At 71.2% G+C, this 15,603-nt stretch carries 13 protein-coding genes; 6 read left to right on the top strand and 7 right to left on the bottom strand.

From position 1 onward, the window contains the following. Positions 1 to 20: 20 nt before the first annotated feature. Entirely contained in the window at positions 21 to 560 is a 540-nt protein-coding gene (locus OHT57_RS08845; protein WP_328753153.1) for a hypothetical protein, read from the bottom strand. Between the two features lie 430 nt (positions 561 to 990). Here OHT57_RS08845 and OHT57_RS08840 point away from each other — a divergent pair, with 430 nt between their 5' ends. The 5 genes from OHT57_RS08840 (at position 991) to OHT57_RS08820 (ending at position 6,074) form a co-directional block, all read left to right on the top strand. Beyond that, on the top strand, positions 991 to 3,960 hold the full coding sequence (locus OHT57_RS08840) for a nitrate- and nitrite sensing domain-containing protein (protein WP_328745518.1): 2,970 nt from the start codon (positions 991 to 993) through the stop codon (positions 3,958 to 3,960). Further along, entirely contained in the window at positions 3,957 to 4,379 is a 423-nt protein-coding gene (locus tag OHT57_RS08835; protein ID WP_328745517.1) for a roadblock/LC7 domain-containing protein, read from the top strand. Before OHT57_RS08840 ends, OHT57_RS08835 begins: the two co-directional genes overlap by 4 nt. A gap of 9 nt (positions 4,380 to 4,388) precedes the next feature. Next, a complete protein-coding gene (locus tag OHT57_RS08830) occupies positions 4,389 to 4,784 on the top strand; it encodes a DUF742 domain-containing protein (RefSeq protein WP_328745516.1) in 396 nt (131 codons plus the stop codon). A gap of 524 nt (positions 4,785 to 5,308) precedes the next feature. Continuing rightward, a complete protein-coding gene (locus tag OHT57_RS08825; RefSeq protein ID WP_328745515.1) occupies positions 5,309 to 5,488 on the top strand; it encodes a hypothetical protein in 180 nt (59 codons plus the stop codon). Continuing rightward, positions 5,469 to 6,074, top strand: coding sequence for a GTP-binding protein (locus OHT57_RS08820; RefSeq protein WP_328745514.1), 606 nt, complete (start codon positions 5,469 to 5,471; stop codon positions 6,072 to 6,074). The genes OHT57_RS08825 and OHT57_RS08820 overlap by 20 nt, the downstream gene beginning before the upstream one ends. A gap of 70 nt (positions 6,075 to 6,144) precedes the next feature. Here the strand turns inward: OHT57_RS08820 and glpK are convergent, their stop codons facing one another. From glpK to OHT57_RS08795, 5 genes are all read right to left on the bottom strand, one after another. Continuing rightward, positions 6,145 to 7,656 carry a glycerol kinase GlpK gene (gene glpK, locus OHT57_RS08815; RefSeq protein WP_328745513.1) on the bottom strand — a complete coding sequence of 504 codons (1,512 nt, stop codon included), beginning with the start codon at positions 7,654 to 7,656 and terminating at the stop codon, positions 6,145 to 6,147. Positions 7,657 to 7,724: 68 nt separating this feature from the next. Continuing rightward, entirely contained in the window at positions 7,725 to 8,450 is a 726-nt protein-coding gene (locus OHT57_RS08810; protein WP_328745512.1) for an MIP/aquaporin family protein, read from the bottom strand. A gap of 364 nt (positions 8,451 to 8,814) precedes the next feature. Continuing rightward, complete coding sequence (locus tag OHT57_RS08805) at positions 8,815 to 10,467, bottom strand: GGDEF domain-containing protein (RefSeq protein ID WP_328745511.1); 1,653 nt, start codon at positions 10,465 to 10,467, stop codon at positions 8,815 to 8,817. A gap of 107 nt (positions 10,468 to 10,574) precedes the next feature. Continuing rightward, a complete protein-coding gene (locus OHT57_RS08800) occupies positions 10,575 to 11,765 on the bottom strand; it encodes a lipid-transfer protein (protein WP_328745510.1) in 1,191 nt (396 codons plus the stop codon). After that, the gene (locus OHT57_RS08795) at positions 11,762 to 12,187 is read right to left on the bottom strand and encodes a Zn-ribbon domain-containing OB-fold protein (RefSeq protein WP_328753152.1); all 426 of its coding nucleotides are present in this window, start codon (positions 12,185 to 12,187) and stop codon (positions 11,762 to 11,764) included. The genes OHT57_RS08800 and OHT57_RS08795 overlap by 4 nt, the downstream gene beginning before the upstream one ends. Positions 12,188 to 12,322: 135 nt before the next feature. On the opposite strand from OHT57_RS08795, the gene OHT57_RS08790 reads away from it, so the two are divergent. Next, positions 12,323 to 12,859 carry an NUDIX domain-containing protein gene (locus OHT57_RS08790; protein ID WP_328745509.1) on the top strand — a complete coding sequence of 179 codons (537 nt, stop codon included), beginning with the start codon at positions 12,323 to 12,325 and terminating at the stop codon, positions 12,857 to 12,859. A 189-nt stretch (positions 12,860 to 13,048) separates the two neighbouring features. Here the strand turns inward: OHT57_RS08790 and OHT57_RS08785 are convergent, their stop codons facing one another. Then, positions 13,049 to 15,415, bottom strand: a complete 2,367-nt coding sequence (locus OHT57_RS08785) for a glycoside hydrolase family 31 protein (RefSeq protein ID WP_328745508.1) — start codon at positions 15,413 to 15,415, stop codon at positions 13,049 to 13,051. Positions 15,416 to 15,603: the final 188 nt, after the last annotated feature.

Below are 15,603 nucleotides of genomic sequence, written 5' to 3'. Positions count from 1 at the left end.
GCGTTCGCGCCCGCCCGGACTCAGGGGTGCGACAACTGCCCCGTGCCGCCGCCCTGGCGCCGTATCCGCTCCTGGGTCCGCTCGGTGGCCCGCACCTGCCGCCGGGCCTTGCGCCGCTCGCGCCGCAGCGCGCGCGCCGTGCTGCTGGGGGTCGACACCACGCCGTGCCGCTGGTTCCACACCTGGCGGGTCACCCACACGTCCAGCGCGCCCCAGGTGGCCACCACGGTGCTGGCCACGCTGCTCACCACCATCGGGAACGCCAGCCAGGAACCGGCCAGCGTGCACAGGAAGGCCACCATCGCCTGAAGCAGGGTCACGGCGATGATGATCACCGCCCGCACCGCGGAGGTCCGCACCGGGTCCGGCAGCCGGCGCCTGCGCGCGGGCTCCTCGACCCACAATGGCCGGTACGACTCCTCCCGGACCGCATCGCGCCTCATTGGCCTGTCCGTCGCTGCCGGAACACCGTGAACCGGCGCCTCGCGACGCCTGGGTACCCTCGAACGCGCCGTACCCGCGCCGTCTTCCGGCGCCTCCTGTCGTGCCGCCGTGCCCATCACCGTGTCACTCCCCACCGCCGGCAGATCCCTTGCCCCGATGCCCGTGAACCGGGCTTCAAGGTGGCTGCCCGGCTTGCGCTGCTTTACGCCGCCCAGTTGCAGATGCGGCTCCTGTGGCCGAATCCACCGCCATTTCCCGAAGAGAACTACGTACAGAACCCCTACAAGATTCCCTCGCAACGTCAAAAAAACGAAAAAATCCAGCCAATCAATGGCCCTGGTCGATCGGTTCCGGTGCGACATGGACTGCCTCATCACAGGAGGCAATCTCCCGCAATGGCCGGACACCTCCACATGTCCCGGTGCTGGTGCGGAAGTTAGTGTTCCGGATGGAACTTCGAGTTACGTGTGCGTCAGTAGTAGGCTCGCGCCGTTTGTTGACGTACATGTGTACCCCCGGCCGACGGGGGTCGAGCTGGGGGAGGCCATGCGCTTTCGCGGGAAGTCGATCCGCCGGAAGATCGTGGCGCTGCTTCTCGTGCCGCTGCTCTCCCTGATCGCGGTGTGGGGCTTCACCACGGTGCTGACGGGACGTGAGGTCGCCCGGCTCTTCCAGGTGTCGACCATCACGGAGAAGCTCGGTTATCCCACCGAGGACGCCGTTCGCGTGCTCCAGCAGGAACGCCGCCAGACGCTCGTCTACCTCGCCGACCCGCGTGCGTCGGATGCCCTGTCCGCCCTGCGCACCACGCGGAACGCCTCGGACGACGCCATCGCCAAGTTCCGCACCAACGCGCACGATCCCGATGTCCGCGACGGCCTGGACCAGGACGACGACGATCGGCTCACCGCCGTACTGGACGCGTTCGCGGGCATCGACTCGCTGCGCCGAAGCGTGGAGGAGGGCACTGTCTCCCGCCTCCAGGCCCTCGACCAGTACAACCGGCTCGTGGACCCCTGCTACGCCCTCCTCGCCACCGTCGACGGAGTCGACAGCGTGGAGCTGGACAAGCAGGCCCGCGCCCTGGTGAACATCACCCGCGCCCGTGAACTGCTGTCCCGCGAGGACGCGTTGCTCAGCTCCGCCCTGGTGGTGGGGAAGCTGGACCACAACGAGATCCGTGACGTCTCCGACCTCGTCGCGCAGCGCACCCTGATGTACGACATCAACCTTGCGGTACTGCCGGCGGCGGAGCGGGAGCGCTATGAGAGCTTCTGGAAGAACGCCGGCACCGCTCCCCTGCGCTCGGCCGAGCAGGCCGTCGCCTCCGCCGATGCCGGGACCTTCAACAAGGTCAGCGCCAAGAGCTGGGACGCCGCCGGGGGCAGTGTGCTCGCCGACCTCGCCAAGCTCGACGACCAGGCAGGCGACCGCCTTCAGGACCGGGTCCACCCGGACGCGATGGGCGTCATCTTCAAAGCGGCCAGTGTGGGCGTCCTCGGCCTGATCGCGCTGCTCTTCTCGCTGGTGCTGTCCGTACGGGTCGGCCGCGGCCTCATCCGCGACCTGAGGCAGCTGCGCCTGGAGGCCCACGAGGCTTCCGGCGTAAGGCTGCCCAGCGTGATGCGCCGCCTCTCCGTGGGCGAGCAGGTCGACGTCGAGACCGAGGTCCCGCGCCTGGAGTACGACAAGAACGAGATGGGCGAGGTCGGCCAGGCACTCAACACCCTCCAGCGCGCTGCCGTCGAAGCCGCCGTGAAGCAGGCCGAGTTGCGTGCCGGTGTCTCCGAGGTCTTCGTCAACCTCGCCCGCCGCAGCCAGGTCCTGCTCCACAAGCAGCTCACCCTCCTCGACACCATGGAGCGCCGCACCGAGGACACCGACGAGCTGGCCGACCTGTTCCGCCTGGACCATCTGACCACCCGCATGCGCCGGCACGCCGAGGGTCTGGTCATCCTCTCCGGCGCAGCCCCTTCCCGGCAGTGGCGCAAACCCGTCCAGCTGATGGACGTCGTCCGCGCCGCCGTCGCCGAGGTCGAGGACTACGAACGCATCGAGGTCCGCCGGCTGCCCAGGGTGGCCGTGACCGGACCGGCCGTCGCGGACCTCACGCACCTCGTGGCCGAACTCCTGGAGAACGCCACCGTGTTCTCCCCGCCGCACACCGCCGTGCAGGTCCTGGGTGAGCGCGTCGCCAACGGCTTCACCCTGGAGATCCACGACCGCGGACTCGGCATGGCCGCCGACGCGCTGCTGGACGCCAACCTCCGGCTCGCCGAGACACCGGAGTTCGAGCTGTCCGACACCGACCGGCTGGGCCTGTTCGTGGTCAGCCGGCTCGCGCAGCGCCAGAACGTCCGGGTCTCGCTCCAGCCTTCGCCGTACGGCGGCACCACCGCTGTCGTCTTCATCCCCGACGCGCTGCTGACCGACGACATTCCGGACACCAACGGCATCGGCTTCCGTCTCGACCGCCCCCAACCGCCGAAGGAGGTCGCACCGGCGGAGTCCAGGCGGGTCATGCTCGCCCAGGGACCGCCCCAGCTGCCGGGCAAGGCACCTGCGATCCTGAACGGGCCGGTCGAACTGGAGGCCCCTGTCGACCTGGACGCCCTGAACGACTTCCCGGGCGCGCTCGACTCCGAGGACAGCGAGCGCGGCGGACTGTTCCACCCGCGCCGCTCCCTGGCCGAGGTCGACGACGACGGTCCGGGCACCGACGGAGCCGGTATCGGCGACGACGCCCCGGTTCCGCTGCCTCGGCTGCGTACGCCCAAGCTGGTCAGCTCCCACGGGCGCCCGGTCACCGACACACGGCCGGGACGCGTGGAGACGGACGAGCCACCGGCGATCGGCCCGGGCGGGTCCCGGCCGCAGCCCAATCCCACGACTTCTCCGGGCCCTTCGCGCTCCGAGCCCCCGACGCTGCCCAGCCGCCGTCGCGCCGCGGCTCTGCGCCGGGGCACTGGCGTCGCCGACCGCCTCGACGAGACGACGCAGGCTCCGGCCTCCTCGGCGTCCCCGGGCCGTGAACCGGGCGGAGCGGCCGTTTCCCCCGTCCTGCCCCGGCGCACCAGGCGAGCCGAGATCGCGTCGAGCGGTCCGGCGCCGGACGACTCCGCCACAGGTGTCACCGGCGCACCGGGTTCGGCAGCACCGGCTCTCGGCACGGTCGGCTCCGCGCCGGGCGTTCTCGGGAGGGCCGGTTCGACCGAGTCCACCCGCGGCACCGCCGCAGCGTCCGGCTCGGGCAGACCGCCGCAGGACACGGCTTCCGGCAGCGCCCCGTTGCCCCGCCGCGTACGGCAGGCCAACCTGGCCCCACAACTGAAGCAGAGCCCTGTGCGACGCCCCCAGAACCAGTCGGGGCCCGCCGAGCGGGACGCCGACGAGGTACGCAGCCGCATGGCCTCGCTCCAGCGCGGCTGGCAGCGCGGCCGCGAGGAGAACGCCGAGGACGACGACGTGTCCGGCGGCACAGCACCACAACGAACGACAGAGGGGGACGGTCGATGACCGCACCGAAGGCGACCGACAAGTCCGGCGAGCTCAACTGGCTCCTCGATGACCTGGTGGACCGTGTCACGAGTATCCGCAAGGCCCTGGTGCTCTCCAGTGACGGCCTCCCGACCGGCGTGTCCAAGGACCTCACCCGCGAGGACAGCGAGCACCTCGCCGCCGTGGCGTCCGGCTTCCACAGCCTCGCCAAGGGCGTGGGCCGGCACTTCGAGGCGGGCAACGTCCGGCAGACGGTCGTGGAGCTGGACGACGCCTTCCTGTTCGTGACGGCCGCAGGCGACGGCAGTTGCCTCGCCGTCCTCTCGGACGCCGACTCGGACGTGGGCCTGGTCGCCTACGAGATGACGCTCCTGGTGAAGCGGGTCGGTGTACATCTGAGTGCCGCTCCACGCACCGATCTGCCTCAGGGCGGGTAGTGAGATGGCATGAGCACAGACGGTCAGGGAAGAAGCCACTGGTTCGACGACGAGGCCGGACCGGTGGTCCGTCCGTACGCCATGACGCGTGGCCGCACCACGAGTGACGGCCAGCACCGTCTCGACCTCATCGCGGTCGTCGTGGCCGAACCCGACACGGACGATCCCGATGGGGACCACTCGCTGTCCCCCGAGCACGTGGACATCGTCGACCTGTGCCGGGACACTCCGCAGTCGGTCGCCGAGCTGTCCTCCGAACTCAACCTGCCCATCGGCGTGATACGCGTCCTCATAGGTGATCTCGTCGACTCGGAGTGGGTCCATGTGAACCGGCCGGTGCCGCCCGCCGAACTGCCTGACGAAAGCATTCTGCGCGACGTGATCAGCGGCCTCAGGGCCCTGTGACGGACCGTCCGGCCCACCCCGGGGCGTTCCGTCGGCGTCGCCGGGCGCTCACGGACGGCGTTCGGGGACGGCATGGCCCGAACCGTCCGGCGCACGGGACTGATCTCGTGGAACGCCGCAGCAGGGGCCGTACGTCCGCCCCTGGGGTCCCCGTCGATCCGTGGCGGGCGCAGGCACCCCCTGCCGATATGATCTGACTGATCGTCGACGACCATTCGCGGACGGCCGGCCACCGGCCCCGCGGGCACGCTGCCGAGCAGGCCGATCGGGGAGACGGACGTGACGACAGGCTCCTCGGACCGACCTCGCCGACCTGCGAGCCCCGGTCTTGTGGCACGACGGCGGACACGGCCGCAGGACCGGCTCCGACGCCCGCCCGCGAGCTCGGGTACGGCCGCTCACCGAGCCGCCGTACCCCTCGTGCGTGCCCGCCCTCGGCGGCGGTCGACGCGGCCGTCCCGTACGGATCCCGGACCCTGCTCCACGATGGCCTCTGCGGGAGTACGGCTCGGGGAGTTCGCGCCGTGGCCCAGCGTCGTAAGGTGCCCCCGTACGGCATGGCGGGCCGCGCGCTCGCGGACGGTACGGTCACCGAAGTCGCCGGACGCGTCATCGAGATCCCGGTCGGCTCGGGCCATGGCCCGTCGTCGACCCGACACCCCCAGCAAGCAGGAGAAGAGACCAATGATCTTCGGGCGTTCTGAGCGCGGCAAGCCCCCGGTCGAGCCCGTCACGCTCAAGATCCTGGTGGCCGGCGGCTTCGGCGTGGGCAAGACCACGTTCGTGGGCGCGGTCAGCGAGATCAGACCGCTGCGCACCGAGGAACTGCTCACCGAGGCAGGCCGCCCGGTCGACGACATCAGCGGTGTGGAGAACAAGCGCACCACCACCGTCGCCATGGACTTCGGTCGCATCACCCTGCGCGAGGACCTCGTGCTGTACCTGTTCGGCACGCCGGGTCAGGAACGCTTCTGGTTCATGTGGGACGAGCTGTCCGAGGGCGCCCTCGGAGCCGTCGTGCTCGTCGACACCCGGCGCCTGGAGGACTGCTTCGCCGCCATCGACTACTTCGAGCGGCGCTCCATACCCTTCCTCATCGGCGTCAACTGCTTCCAGGGAGCGGACCGTTACCCGGAGGAGGACGTACGGCAGGCACTCGACCTCGACGCGGACGTGCCGATCGTGCTGTGCGACGCCCGGGACAAGCAGTCGGTCAAGGACGTCCTCGTCGGAGTCGTCCAGCACGCGATGGCGTACTCGGCGCGACGCCGCGAGACCGTCACCGGCTGAGGCACGGGTGCGGCCCGCACCCCCGCCGACAGGGGTACGGGCCGCGGCTCCACGGCACCACGCGCGCGTGCTAGTTCTCGCCGTCCTCCTCCCAGCCGAAGCTCTTCTCCACGGCCTTGCGCCAGTTGTGGTACTGGCGGTCCCGGACGGACGCCTCCATGTTCGGCGTCCACTCGACGTCCTTCTGCCAGTGGGACTTCAGCTGGTCCAGGTCGTTCCACACGCCGGTGGCGAGCCCGGCCGCGTAGGCGGCGCCCAGGCACGTGGTCTCGGAGACCTTCGGCCGCACCACCGGGACGTCCAGCACGTCGGCCTGATGCTGCATGAGCAGGTTGTTCTTGGTCATGCCGCCGTCCACCTTCAGGGTGGTGATGTGCACCCCGGAGTCCTGGTACATGGCGTCCACGACCTCACGGGTCTGCCAACTTGTGGCCTCCAGCACCGCGCGCGCGAGGTGCGCCTTGGTGACGTACCGCGTGAGACCCGTGACGACTCCGCGGGCGTCGGAGCGCCAATAGGGCGCGAACAGGCCGGAGAAGGCGGGCACGATGTACGCGCCGCCGTTGTCGTCGACACTGGCCGCCAGGGTCTCGATCTCGTCCGCGTTGCGGATGATGCCGAGCTGGTCGCGGAACCACTGGACCAGGGCGCCCGTGATGGCGATCGACCCCTCCAGGCAGTAGACCGGCGCCTCGGTGCCGATCTTGTAGCCCATCGTCGTCAGCAGCCCGTTCTTCGACGGGACCGGCCGGGTGCCCGTGTTGAGCAGCAGGAAGGAGCCCGTGCCGTACGTGTTCTTCGCCGTGCCCACGTCGAAGCAGGCCTGCCCGAACACCGCGGCCTGCTGGTCGCCCAGCGCGGACGCCACGGGCACGCCCGCGAGTTGGCCGACCGCGGTGCCGTAGACCTCGGCGGACGACTTGATCTCGGGCAGCACGGCGTCCGGCACGTTCATCGCGTCCAGGATGGACTGGTCCCACTGGAGGGTCTCCAGGTTCATCAGCATGGTCCGTCCGGCGTTCGTCACGTCCGTGACGTGCTGCCCGCCGTCCGTGCCGCCGGTGAGGTTCCAGATCAGCCAGGAGTCGATGGTGCCGAAGGCGATCTCGCCGTTCTCGGCACGCGCGCGCAGTCCCGGCACGTTGTCCAGCAGCCAGGTCGCCTTCGGTCCCGAGAAGTAGGTGGCCAGCGGCAGCCCGGTCTGCTCACGGAACCGGTCCTGCCCGTCCGAACCACCGAGTTGACTGGTCAGAGCCGCGGTGCGGGTGTCCTGCCACACGATCGCGTTGTGCACGGGTTTGCCCGTGGCGCGGTCCCACAGGACCGTCGTCTCGCGCTGGTTGGTGATGCCGAGCGCGCTGAGCTGATCGGCACGCAGCCCCGCTTTCGCGATCGCCCCGGCGACCACGGCCTGCACCTTGGACCAGATCTCGGTGGCGTCGTGCTCCACCCAGCCGGGCTTGGGGAAGATCTGGCGGTGCTCGCGCTGGTCGACGGCCACGATCGCGCCGTCCTGGTTGAAGATGATGCAGCGGCTGGAAGTAGTTCCCTGGTCGATGGCGGCGACGAACTTGTCCGTCATGACGTCCCCTTCGTCGGTTCCTGCACAAGGCTGTGTTTCGCAAGGGCTGTGGTGCACAAGGCCGTGGTTCAGAAGGCGGCGTTGAAGATGACTCCGGACAGCGCCCCGCCGATGAGCGGTCCCACCACCGGGATCCACGCGTAACCCCAGTCCGAGGTGCCCTTGTTGGGAATCGGCAGCAGCGTGTGCACGATGCGCGGGCCCAGGTCGCGGGCCGGGTTGATGGCGTATCCGGTGGGCCCGCCGAGCGACAGACCGATTCCGACCACCAGGAAGGCGACGACGAGGACCGCGGTACCGGACTCGCCGAGCCCCTTGGTGAGGCCGAAGGCCAGGATCGGCAGGACCAGGCCGATCGTTGCGATGATCTCCGTGACCAGGTTCGCCACGGGATTGCGGATCGCGGGCGCGGTGGAGAAGATCCCGAGCGTGGGCTGGGCGAGCTCCTCCTCGGCGTTGGCGTGGAACTGTGCGTAGTAGACCAGCCAGCACAGGACCGCCCCGAGCATGGCACCGACCATCTGCCCGGCGATGTACACGGGAACCTGGTCCCAGTCCCCGGTGTCGACGGCGATCCCGATGGTGACGGCGGGGTTGAGATGCCCGCCGGACAGCGGGGCGGCGGTGTACGCCCCCGCCAGCACGCCGAAGCCCCAGCCGAACGCGATGACCACCCAGCCGGCGTCCTTGGCCTTGGAGTGGTTGAGTACGACGGCGGCGACCACGCCGGCGCCGAAGAGGATCAGAATCGCCGTTCCGATGACCTCACCGAGGAATACGTCTCCGTTGCTCATGGCGGCTCCAAGGCCCTGGCCCGGGACGTTCCCGCCCCGGTGCTCCGTGCAGGGTTGCGGTTCCTTTGGCGAACTGCCGAGGGCAGGGAGGATTCCGCGCCCCGTCCGGCGTCCGCGACGAGCGTGCCGTCGCAGCCGAATCGCCCGTGGAGGTATGGGCCTTGGCTCGTGGGGGCCCGCGCCGCGTGCTGCCTGGATGCGCCGAGAATGTACGGCGATGTCGACTGACACCGGAAGTGTTCACCGGGCCCCGGAGGCCGTCAAGGTCGCCGACGGCAACGGTTGGGGCGGGCTGGCCAGCTGCCTCCGTGAACGGGCGCAGGGCCGGCCGAGCCTCGTTCGAGCCGAACGCGGCCCTGCCCCTTCAGCCCGTCCCCGGCTCCGCCACCGCGTACCCCGTCGAAGCGGCCTGTGGCCCCGTCCCCCGCCGGATCTCGTACCCGGGCATCCCCGCCCGCCCGACGACCCAGCTCGCCCCGCCGAGGGCCTTCGCGGCCTTTTTCAACGGTGCGAGACACGCCGCTGTCTCCCGGTGGTCCGCCACACTGCCCGGTACGCACACCACGGTGGCCAGGGACAGCGTCACGGGCCACCCGCCTGCCGCCCAGGGAACGTCGAGAACGGACGCGGCCAGCGGAGCCAGTTCCTCCGGGTCCGCCAGCACCAGGAAGTCGTCCCCGCCGATGTGCCCCACGCGCGCGGTGCCGGCCGCGGCCTGCTGGAGGACCCGTCCCACCGAGCGGATCAGCTCGTCGCCCGCGGCGAACCCGGCCCCGTCGTTGACCTGCTTGAAGTGGTCGACGTCCAGCCAACTCAGCGCGAACGTCCGCCCGTCCGCGATACGCCGGTCCACCTCGCCCGTGATCGCGTCCGAACCGGGCAGCCGGGTCAGCGGGTTGAGCCCGGCCGCCTCCTCCACCCTGGTCTCGCTCAGCGCCCGTACGAGGTCCGCGAGCCGTACGACGCCCACGCACCGGCCGTACCGGTCGACCACGGCCACGTCGTCCGACGTACGGTCCTCGCCCCCGACCGCGACCACGTCCAGGACCTCCCACGCGGTGGCGTCGATGCCGACCACCCGCGGCGGATCACCGAGTTTGGCGGCGGGCCGGTCGGCGTACAGGGCGTGTCCGTAGCGCCCCGACATCGACAACAGGAAGCGCGACCGGTGCACCGAGCGGAACGGCACCCCGTCCCTGTCCACGAGCAGCACCCCGGACACGTCGGGCGCCCCGGTCAGCAGCGCCCGCACCTGTCCCGCCGACGCCGTGGCCGGCAGCAGCGCGGCGGGGCGCACGAACTCCCGCACCGACGGTCCGGACCGGGGCGGGGCCACGGCACCGGGGGAGCGCGGCGGAACGTACACCTGCGCCGTGGGCAACCGGGACGGCGGTGCGAACAGCACGCCCTGCGCCAGCTGCGCACCGGCCGACAGCACGGCGGCGTAATGGAGTTCGGTCTCCACTCCTTCGACGCAGACGAGCGCCCCGAGTTCGTCGCACAGGGTCCGCATCGCCCGTACCGCCGAAGGCCGGGCCGACAGCGACGCGTCGAGCTTCACGAGGTCGGGCGACATGTCGACAAGCAGTCTCAGCGGTACGTCCCCATCCCCGATGCCGTCCGCGCTGATCCGGAAGCCCTGCCCCCGCAACGCCGTAACCGCCTCCAGCAGCGCCTGGTGCGGTACATGCGTGTACGGCGGACCCACGTCGATCGTGACCTCCCACGGCAGCCGCCCCGTCTCACGCACCGCCGTGTGCAGCGGGGTGAGTCCGCCGAGGTCGGCGAGCGTGCCCGCGAAGACGTTGACGTGCAGCGGCAGCGGAGTCTGCCGGTGAGCCGCCGCCCGTACCGCCAACACCGCGAGCCGGCCGTCGAGTTCGGGGTCGCGGCGGGCCTCCGCCAGGATGTCGCCGGTCTCGGGACGGGCGAGTATCTCCAGTCCTGCCACCGCACCGGTCGCCAGGTTGACCACCGGCTGGAAGGCGAAGCGGAGAGTGTCCGTCCATGAGCGCACGGCAGCATAGTGACGCCCTTCGGGCCCACCCAGGCGCAGTTCATGAGACGTTCACGCAGGATTCCGGGATGCTCACACAGCGTAGGGAAAACTCCCTTTCCCGCTGATCACCGGACGGCTATCACCGCCGACCCGTGCCCGAACAGCCCCTGGTTCGCGGTGATCCCCACGCGCGCGTGTTCCACCTGCCGCTCACCCGCCTCGCCCCGCAACTGCCGGGTGAGCTCACACACCTGGGCGATCGCCTGCGCCGGGACCGCCTCACCGAAGGAGGCGAGTCCACCGCTCATGTTGACGGGTATACGGCCGTCCGGCGCCGTCGCCCCCTCGCGCAGCAGCTTCGCACCCTCGCCCTCCCCGCACAGTCCGAGATCCTCGTACCACTGCAACTCCAGGGCGGTGGACAGGTCGTACACCTCGGCCAGGGAGAGATCGTCCGGGCCGACCCCGGCCTCCTCGTAGGCGGCATGCGCGATCGAGGCGCGGAAGGTCTCCGCGGCGGGCTCGACCGCCGCGGCGGAGTCCGTCGCGATGTCCGGCAGGTCCAGCACCGTGTTCGGATACGTCGGCGTCACCGTCGACACCGCCCTGATCCGCACCGGCTCGGCCACGCCTCGCCCGCGCGCGAACTCCATGCTGGAGAGCACCAGCGCCGCCCCGCCGTCCGAGGTGGCACAGATGTCGAGCAGCCGCAGGGGATCGGCCACCACGGCGGAGGCGGCGACCTCTTCCGCGGTCACCCGCTTCCGGTACCGCGCGTATGGATTCAGCGCTCCCATGGCCGAGTTCTTCACCTTGACCTGCGCGAAGTCCTCCGCCGTGTCCCCGTGTACGGCCATCCGCCGCCGCGCGTACAGCCCGAAGTACGTGGGGTTGGTCGCCCCGAGGGCCCGGAACCGCAGCCAGTCGGGATCGTCGGGCCGGTCGCCGCCCGCAGGCCGGAAGAAGCCCTTGGGTGCCGCGTCGGCACCGACCACGAGCACCACGTCGGCCAGACCGGCGAGGATCTGTGCCCGCGCGGTCGCCACCGCCTGCGCCCCGGACGCGCACGCCGCGTACACGCTGGTGACGCGGGCTCCCTGCCAGCCCAGCGCCCTGGCGAAGGTCGCCCCCGCCACATAGCCCGGATAGCCGCCCCGCACGGTGTCCGCGCCGACGATCGAGCCGATCTCCCGCCACTCCAGCCCCGCGTCGGCCAGCGCCGCGCGGGCCGCCGCCACTCCGTACTCGACGAATCCGCGTCCCCACTTGCCCCAGGGGTGCATGCCCGCGCCGAGCACCGCCACCTCGCCCGTCATGCCGTCACCCCCGTCGGCCGCCACTGCCAGGTCGTCCAGACCGTCTCCCCGTCCTCGTGCAGCACTCCGGGGACGACCTCCACCTCCGCGCCCACCGTCAGATCGGCGACGGTGACCCCGGGAATCGCCTGCCCCAGCACCACGATCCGCTCGGCGGCGAGCTCCACAGCGATCAACGTGTACGGCTCCCACGGAAGTTCCGGATCGCTCACATACGGTGACGGAGGCCGGTACCGGCTGTCGGTGTAGGACCAGACGCGACCGCGCCGCGAAAGAGGAATCTCCGCCAGATCTCCACCACCGCAACCGGGGTTGCGGCAATGGCTGTCCTCGCGAGGGAAGAAGACCGAGGCGCAGCCGGAGCAACGCGTGCCGAGGAGCGTGAAGTCGTCCCCTTCACCGGCGAACCACCCGGCGACCACAGGTGTGCGTGTGCGCGACAAAGTCCCTCCCCGGACCAGAACTGACGGATCGTCAGAAGTGTCGCACGGGCGGCGGCAAAGAGGCAGAGGACCCAACGGAACCGGAGCCACCGATGATCGGATACAGTCCGCCGCGTGTCCGAAACCCAACACTCCATTCCCAACTCCGTACGCGGCTCCCACTGTTCGAGCTGCGGAGCGCCCTACGGAGAGGGCGTCGCGGGCTGGCCCCGCACCTGTCCCGCCTGCGCCACCGTGGCCTACCGCAACCCCCTGCCGGTCGCCGTCGCCCTCCAGCCCGTGTACGACACCCAGGGCACGGCCCTGGTCGTCATCACCCGAACCATCAGCCCCGCGCGCGGGGGCATCGCACTGCCCGGCGGTTACATGGACGACCGCGAGGACTGGCGGCAGGCCCTGGTCCGTGAACTCAGGGAAGAGACCGGCATCGAGGCGGCGAGCCGGGACGTGCGGCTCATCGACGCCCTGAGCTCGACCGACGGGCACCTGCTGCTGTTCGGGATGCTGCCGGAGCGCCCCGCCGACGGCCTCCCTCGGTCCGCCGCCACGGACGAGACCGAGGGCTGGCATCTCCTGCGCAGACCGGAGGAGCTCGCCTTCCCGCTGCACACCCTGGTCGTACGGGCCTGGTTCGAGGGCCGCTACATCTGAGACCTGGGGCCCTTCCGAGTAATCTCCGCAGCGTCGTGACGCCCGCACGCACCCCCACCGCCTCAAGGCGTGGGGGACCCCCAGCCGCACGGGGCAACGGGCCGGGCGGGTCCGCCACATGACCGTCCGTACGCCGATCGCACGCACCGAACGGCGCGCTTTCTCCCGCGGCGATCCGTCAGAAGGGCCTCAGCTCGTTCCGAGCCCGCGCAGCCGCACCGGGTGGGACGGCCGGCGCACACCGTCCTCACCTTCCAGCCGAACGACCACCTTCCCGCCCTCCCAGCGGGCGGCATAGCGCTCGATCCCGGGTTCGTCCCAGCCGTCGCCCGCCTCCGTCACGACCAGCCCGCCCCCGCTCCGCCCGCGGGCGGGTGCCCATACCTCCAGCTCGAGACCGCCGTCGTCTCCCCGCACCGGGATGACGGCACCCGCGCGCGCGAGCACCGGGATCCGCGACAGCGGAGCGTCGACGAGCACCTGCCCCGGCCCTTCGTACGCCTGCTCCGTCGTCGTGTCGTACCAGCGGCCCCGCGGCAACTGGACCGCACGCCGGTCGCTGCCCGGATCGAGCACCGGTGCCACGAGCAGACAGTCACCCAGGAGGAAGGCGTCCTCGCAGTCCCGCAGGGCGCGGTCCTCCGGCGCGGACCACCACAGGGGCCGTACATAGGGCGCTCCGGTACGCCGGGCCAGTTGCGCGAGAGTCATGAAGTACGGCAGCAGCCGCCGGCGTTCCACCAGCGCCACGCGCGCGTGCTCCAGCACCTCGGCACCGAACTCCCAAGGCTCCCTCCGCCCCGCCCGCGGACCCGCGTGCGTGCGGAACAGCGGCAGGTACGCGCCCAGTTGGAGCCAGCGCAGATAGAGCTCCGGCGACGGGTGCCCGTCGTAGCCGCCCACGTCGGGCCCCGAGTAGGGCACCCCGCACAGCCCGAGCCCCATGACGAGCGACAAGGAGGCCCGCAGACCGGGCCAGCCGGTGGCCACGTCACCGGACCAGGTGCCGCCGTAGCGCTGCATGCCGGCCCATCCGGAGCGCGAGACCAGGAAGGGCCGCTCATCGGGCACCAAGGCGCGCAGACCTTCGTAACCGGCCCGGGCCATGCACAGCGCGTAGACGTTGTGCGCCTCCTGGTGGTCGCCGCCCCGGCCCTCCAACGCGTGCCGAGCCGAGCGCGGCAGAGTGGACTCCCCGAAGGCGGTGAACGAGGTGGGCTCGTTCATGTCGTGCCAGAAGCCCGCGAACCCCGCCGAGAGCCGCTCCTGGTAGAGGCGGGCCCACCAGGCGCGCACACGCGCGTGCGTGAAGTCGGGGAAAACCGCCTCCCCGGTGCGTACGACCCCCTCCACGAGCCGCCCGGACGCGTCCCGCACGAAGACGTCCTCGGCCGCCCCGCCGTCGTACACGGCGCCGCCCGGCCCGGCCTTGACCGCCGGCGTGACGACCGACACCAGCCGGATCCCGTCCCGCCGCAGTTCCTCGGCCAGTTGCGGCAGCTTGGGGAAGCGCTCCTGGTCGACCGTGAACACCTGGTGCCCGTCGTAGTGGTCGGTGCCCAGATGGACGGCGTCGAGCGGCAGACCGCGTTCCTGGTAGCCGGCCACGATGCGCCGCACCTCCTGCTCGGTGCCGAAGACCTCGCGCGCGTGGTGATGGCCGAGCGCCCACGACGGAGGCAGCGCGGGCGCACCGGTGAGCGAGGCCCAGCCGAGCAGCACGCGCGCGGGCGTGCCCACCATCACCCAGCAGCGCAGCGGACCGCCGTCCGCCCGCAGCTCGGACGTCCCCGCCCGGTCGTGCCCGGAACCAGCGCCTTCCTCGCCCTCCCGCAGGGTCACGGTGCCGTCCCACGAGGTGTCGTGGAACACGAGATGGGTGGCTGCGTCGGCCACCACCACCTGCACGGGCATCGTGACGTACAGAGGATCGTCGCCAGGCCCGAACGCCCGCATGGGGTCGGTGTTCCACAGCCGATACGTTCCGTCCCGCAACCGCGGTCCCGACGCCCGGCCCCCCAGCCCGAAGAACCGCGCGTCGGCGGCCACCTCGGACCGCTGCATCCAACGCGCCGCACCGCCGCCCACCGGCTCCCACCACCGAGGCGGCAGATCCCGGCGCAGCATCACCCCACCGGGCGTACGCACCTCGACCGCGCCGTGCCGCGACACCACGACCGTCGCCCGCTCGGCGACGACCCGCCAGCCGCCGTCCTTGTCCGGCTCCAGGACCGCCCGGGGATCAGGCTCCGGGCAACGACCCGCGAGGCCGTACGAGGGCTCGGCCCGGGCCCCGTCCCAGCCCCAGAACACCGCCCCGTTCACCGTGACCGTGATCAGCAGCTCGGAGCGGTTGAACCGTATGACGCCCCCGCCGGGCCCCGGCTCGACGCTCTGCACCAGACCCGGCACCCGTGCGCGCTCGGCCCCGCGGGCCGGCAACCCGGCGGCGTCGGTACGCCTCCTGCGCCACGCCGCCCGCACGGTACGGAACCCCAGGGGCGCCCCCGCAGAACCGACCGCCTTCACCGAACGCACCAGGTCACGACCGTTCATGCTGCTCACCCTGTCACTCACTGCCCCACGCGCGCGTGCCGTTCAACTGCCGTTCACCTGTGCCGGGACCACATCTTCACGACACGGACTGTGTGGGTCGCACCCTGGCGTAGAAGTTGATCACATGGCATCGTCCCTGACAGCCGCGTCACGCGCACACCCCTTGCCCGTGCGCGGGTGACGCACAC

This window comes from Streptomyces sp. NBC_00285 (assembly GCF_036174265.1).
Lineage (GTDB): Bacteria > Actinomycetota > Actinomycetes > Streptomycetales > Streptomycetaceae > Streptomyces.
Note: the sequence above shows the minus strand (reverse complement) of the source record. Positions and strands in the feature narration are given on the sequence as shown.

Bases quoted from the DNA above. Each gene is read 5' to 3' on its own strand.
- OHT57_RS08800 (WP_328745510.1), bottom strand. From the start codon at position 11,765: ATGACGGGCGAGGTGGCGGTGCTCGGCGCGGGCATGCACCCCTGGGGC.
- OHT57_RS08845 (WP_328753153.1), bottom strand. From the start codon at position 560: ATGGGCACGGCGGCACGACAGGAGGCGCCGGAAGACGGCGCGGGTACG.
- OHT57_RS08810 (WP_328745512.1), bottom strand. From the start codon at position 8,450: ATGAGCAACGGAGACGTATTCCTCGGTGAGGTCATCGGAACGGCGATT.
- OHT57_RS08840 (WP_328745518.1), top strand. From the start codon at position 991: ATGCGCTTTCGCGGGAAGTCGATCCGCCGGAAGATCGTGGCGCTGCTT.
- OHT57_RS08785 (WP_328745508.1), bottom strand. From the start codon at position 15,415: ATGAACGGTCGTGACCTGGTGCGTTCGGTGAAGGCGGTCGGTTCTGCG.
- OHT57_RS08830 (WP_328745516.1), top strand. From the start codon at position 4,389: ATGAGCACAGACGGTCAGGGAAGAAGCCACTGGTTCGACGACGAGGCC.
- OHT57_RS08835 (WP_328745517.1), top strand. From the start codon at position 3,957: ATGACCGCACCGAAGGCGACCGACAAGTCCGGCGAGCTCAACTGGCTC.
- OHT57_RS08820 (WP_328745514.1), top strand. From the start codon at position 5,469: ATGATCTTCGGGCGTTCTGAGCGCGGCAAGCCCCCGGTCGAGCCCGTC.
- glpK (WP_328745513.1), bottom strand. From the start codon at position 7,656: ATGACGGACAAGTTCGTCGCCGCCATCGACCAGGGAACTACTTCCAGC.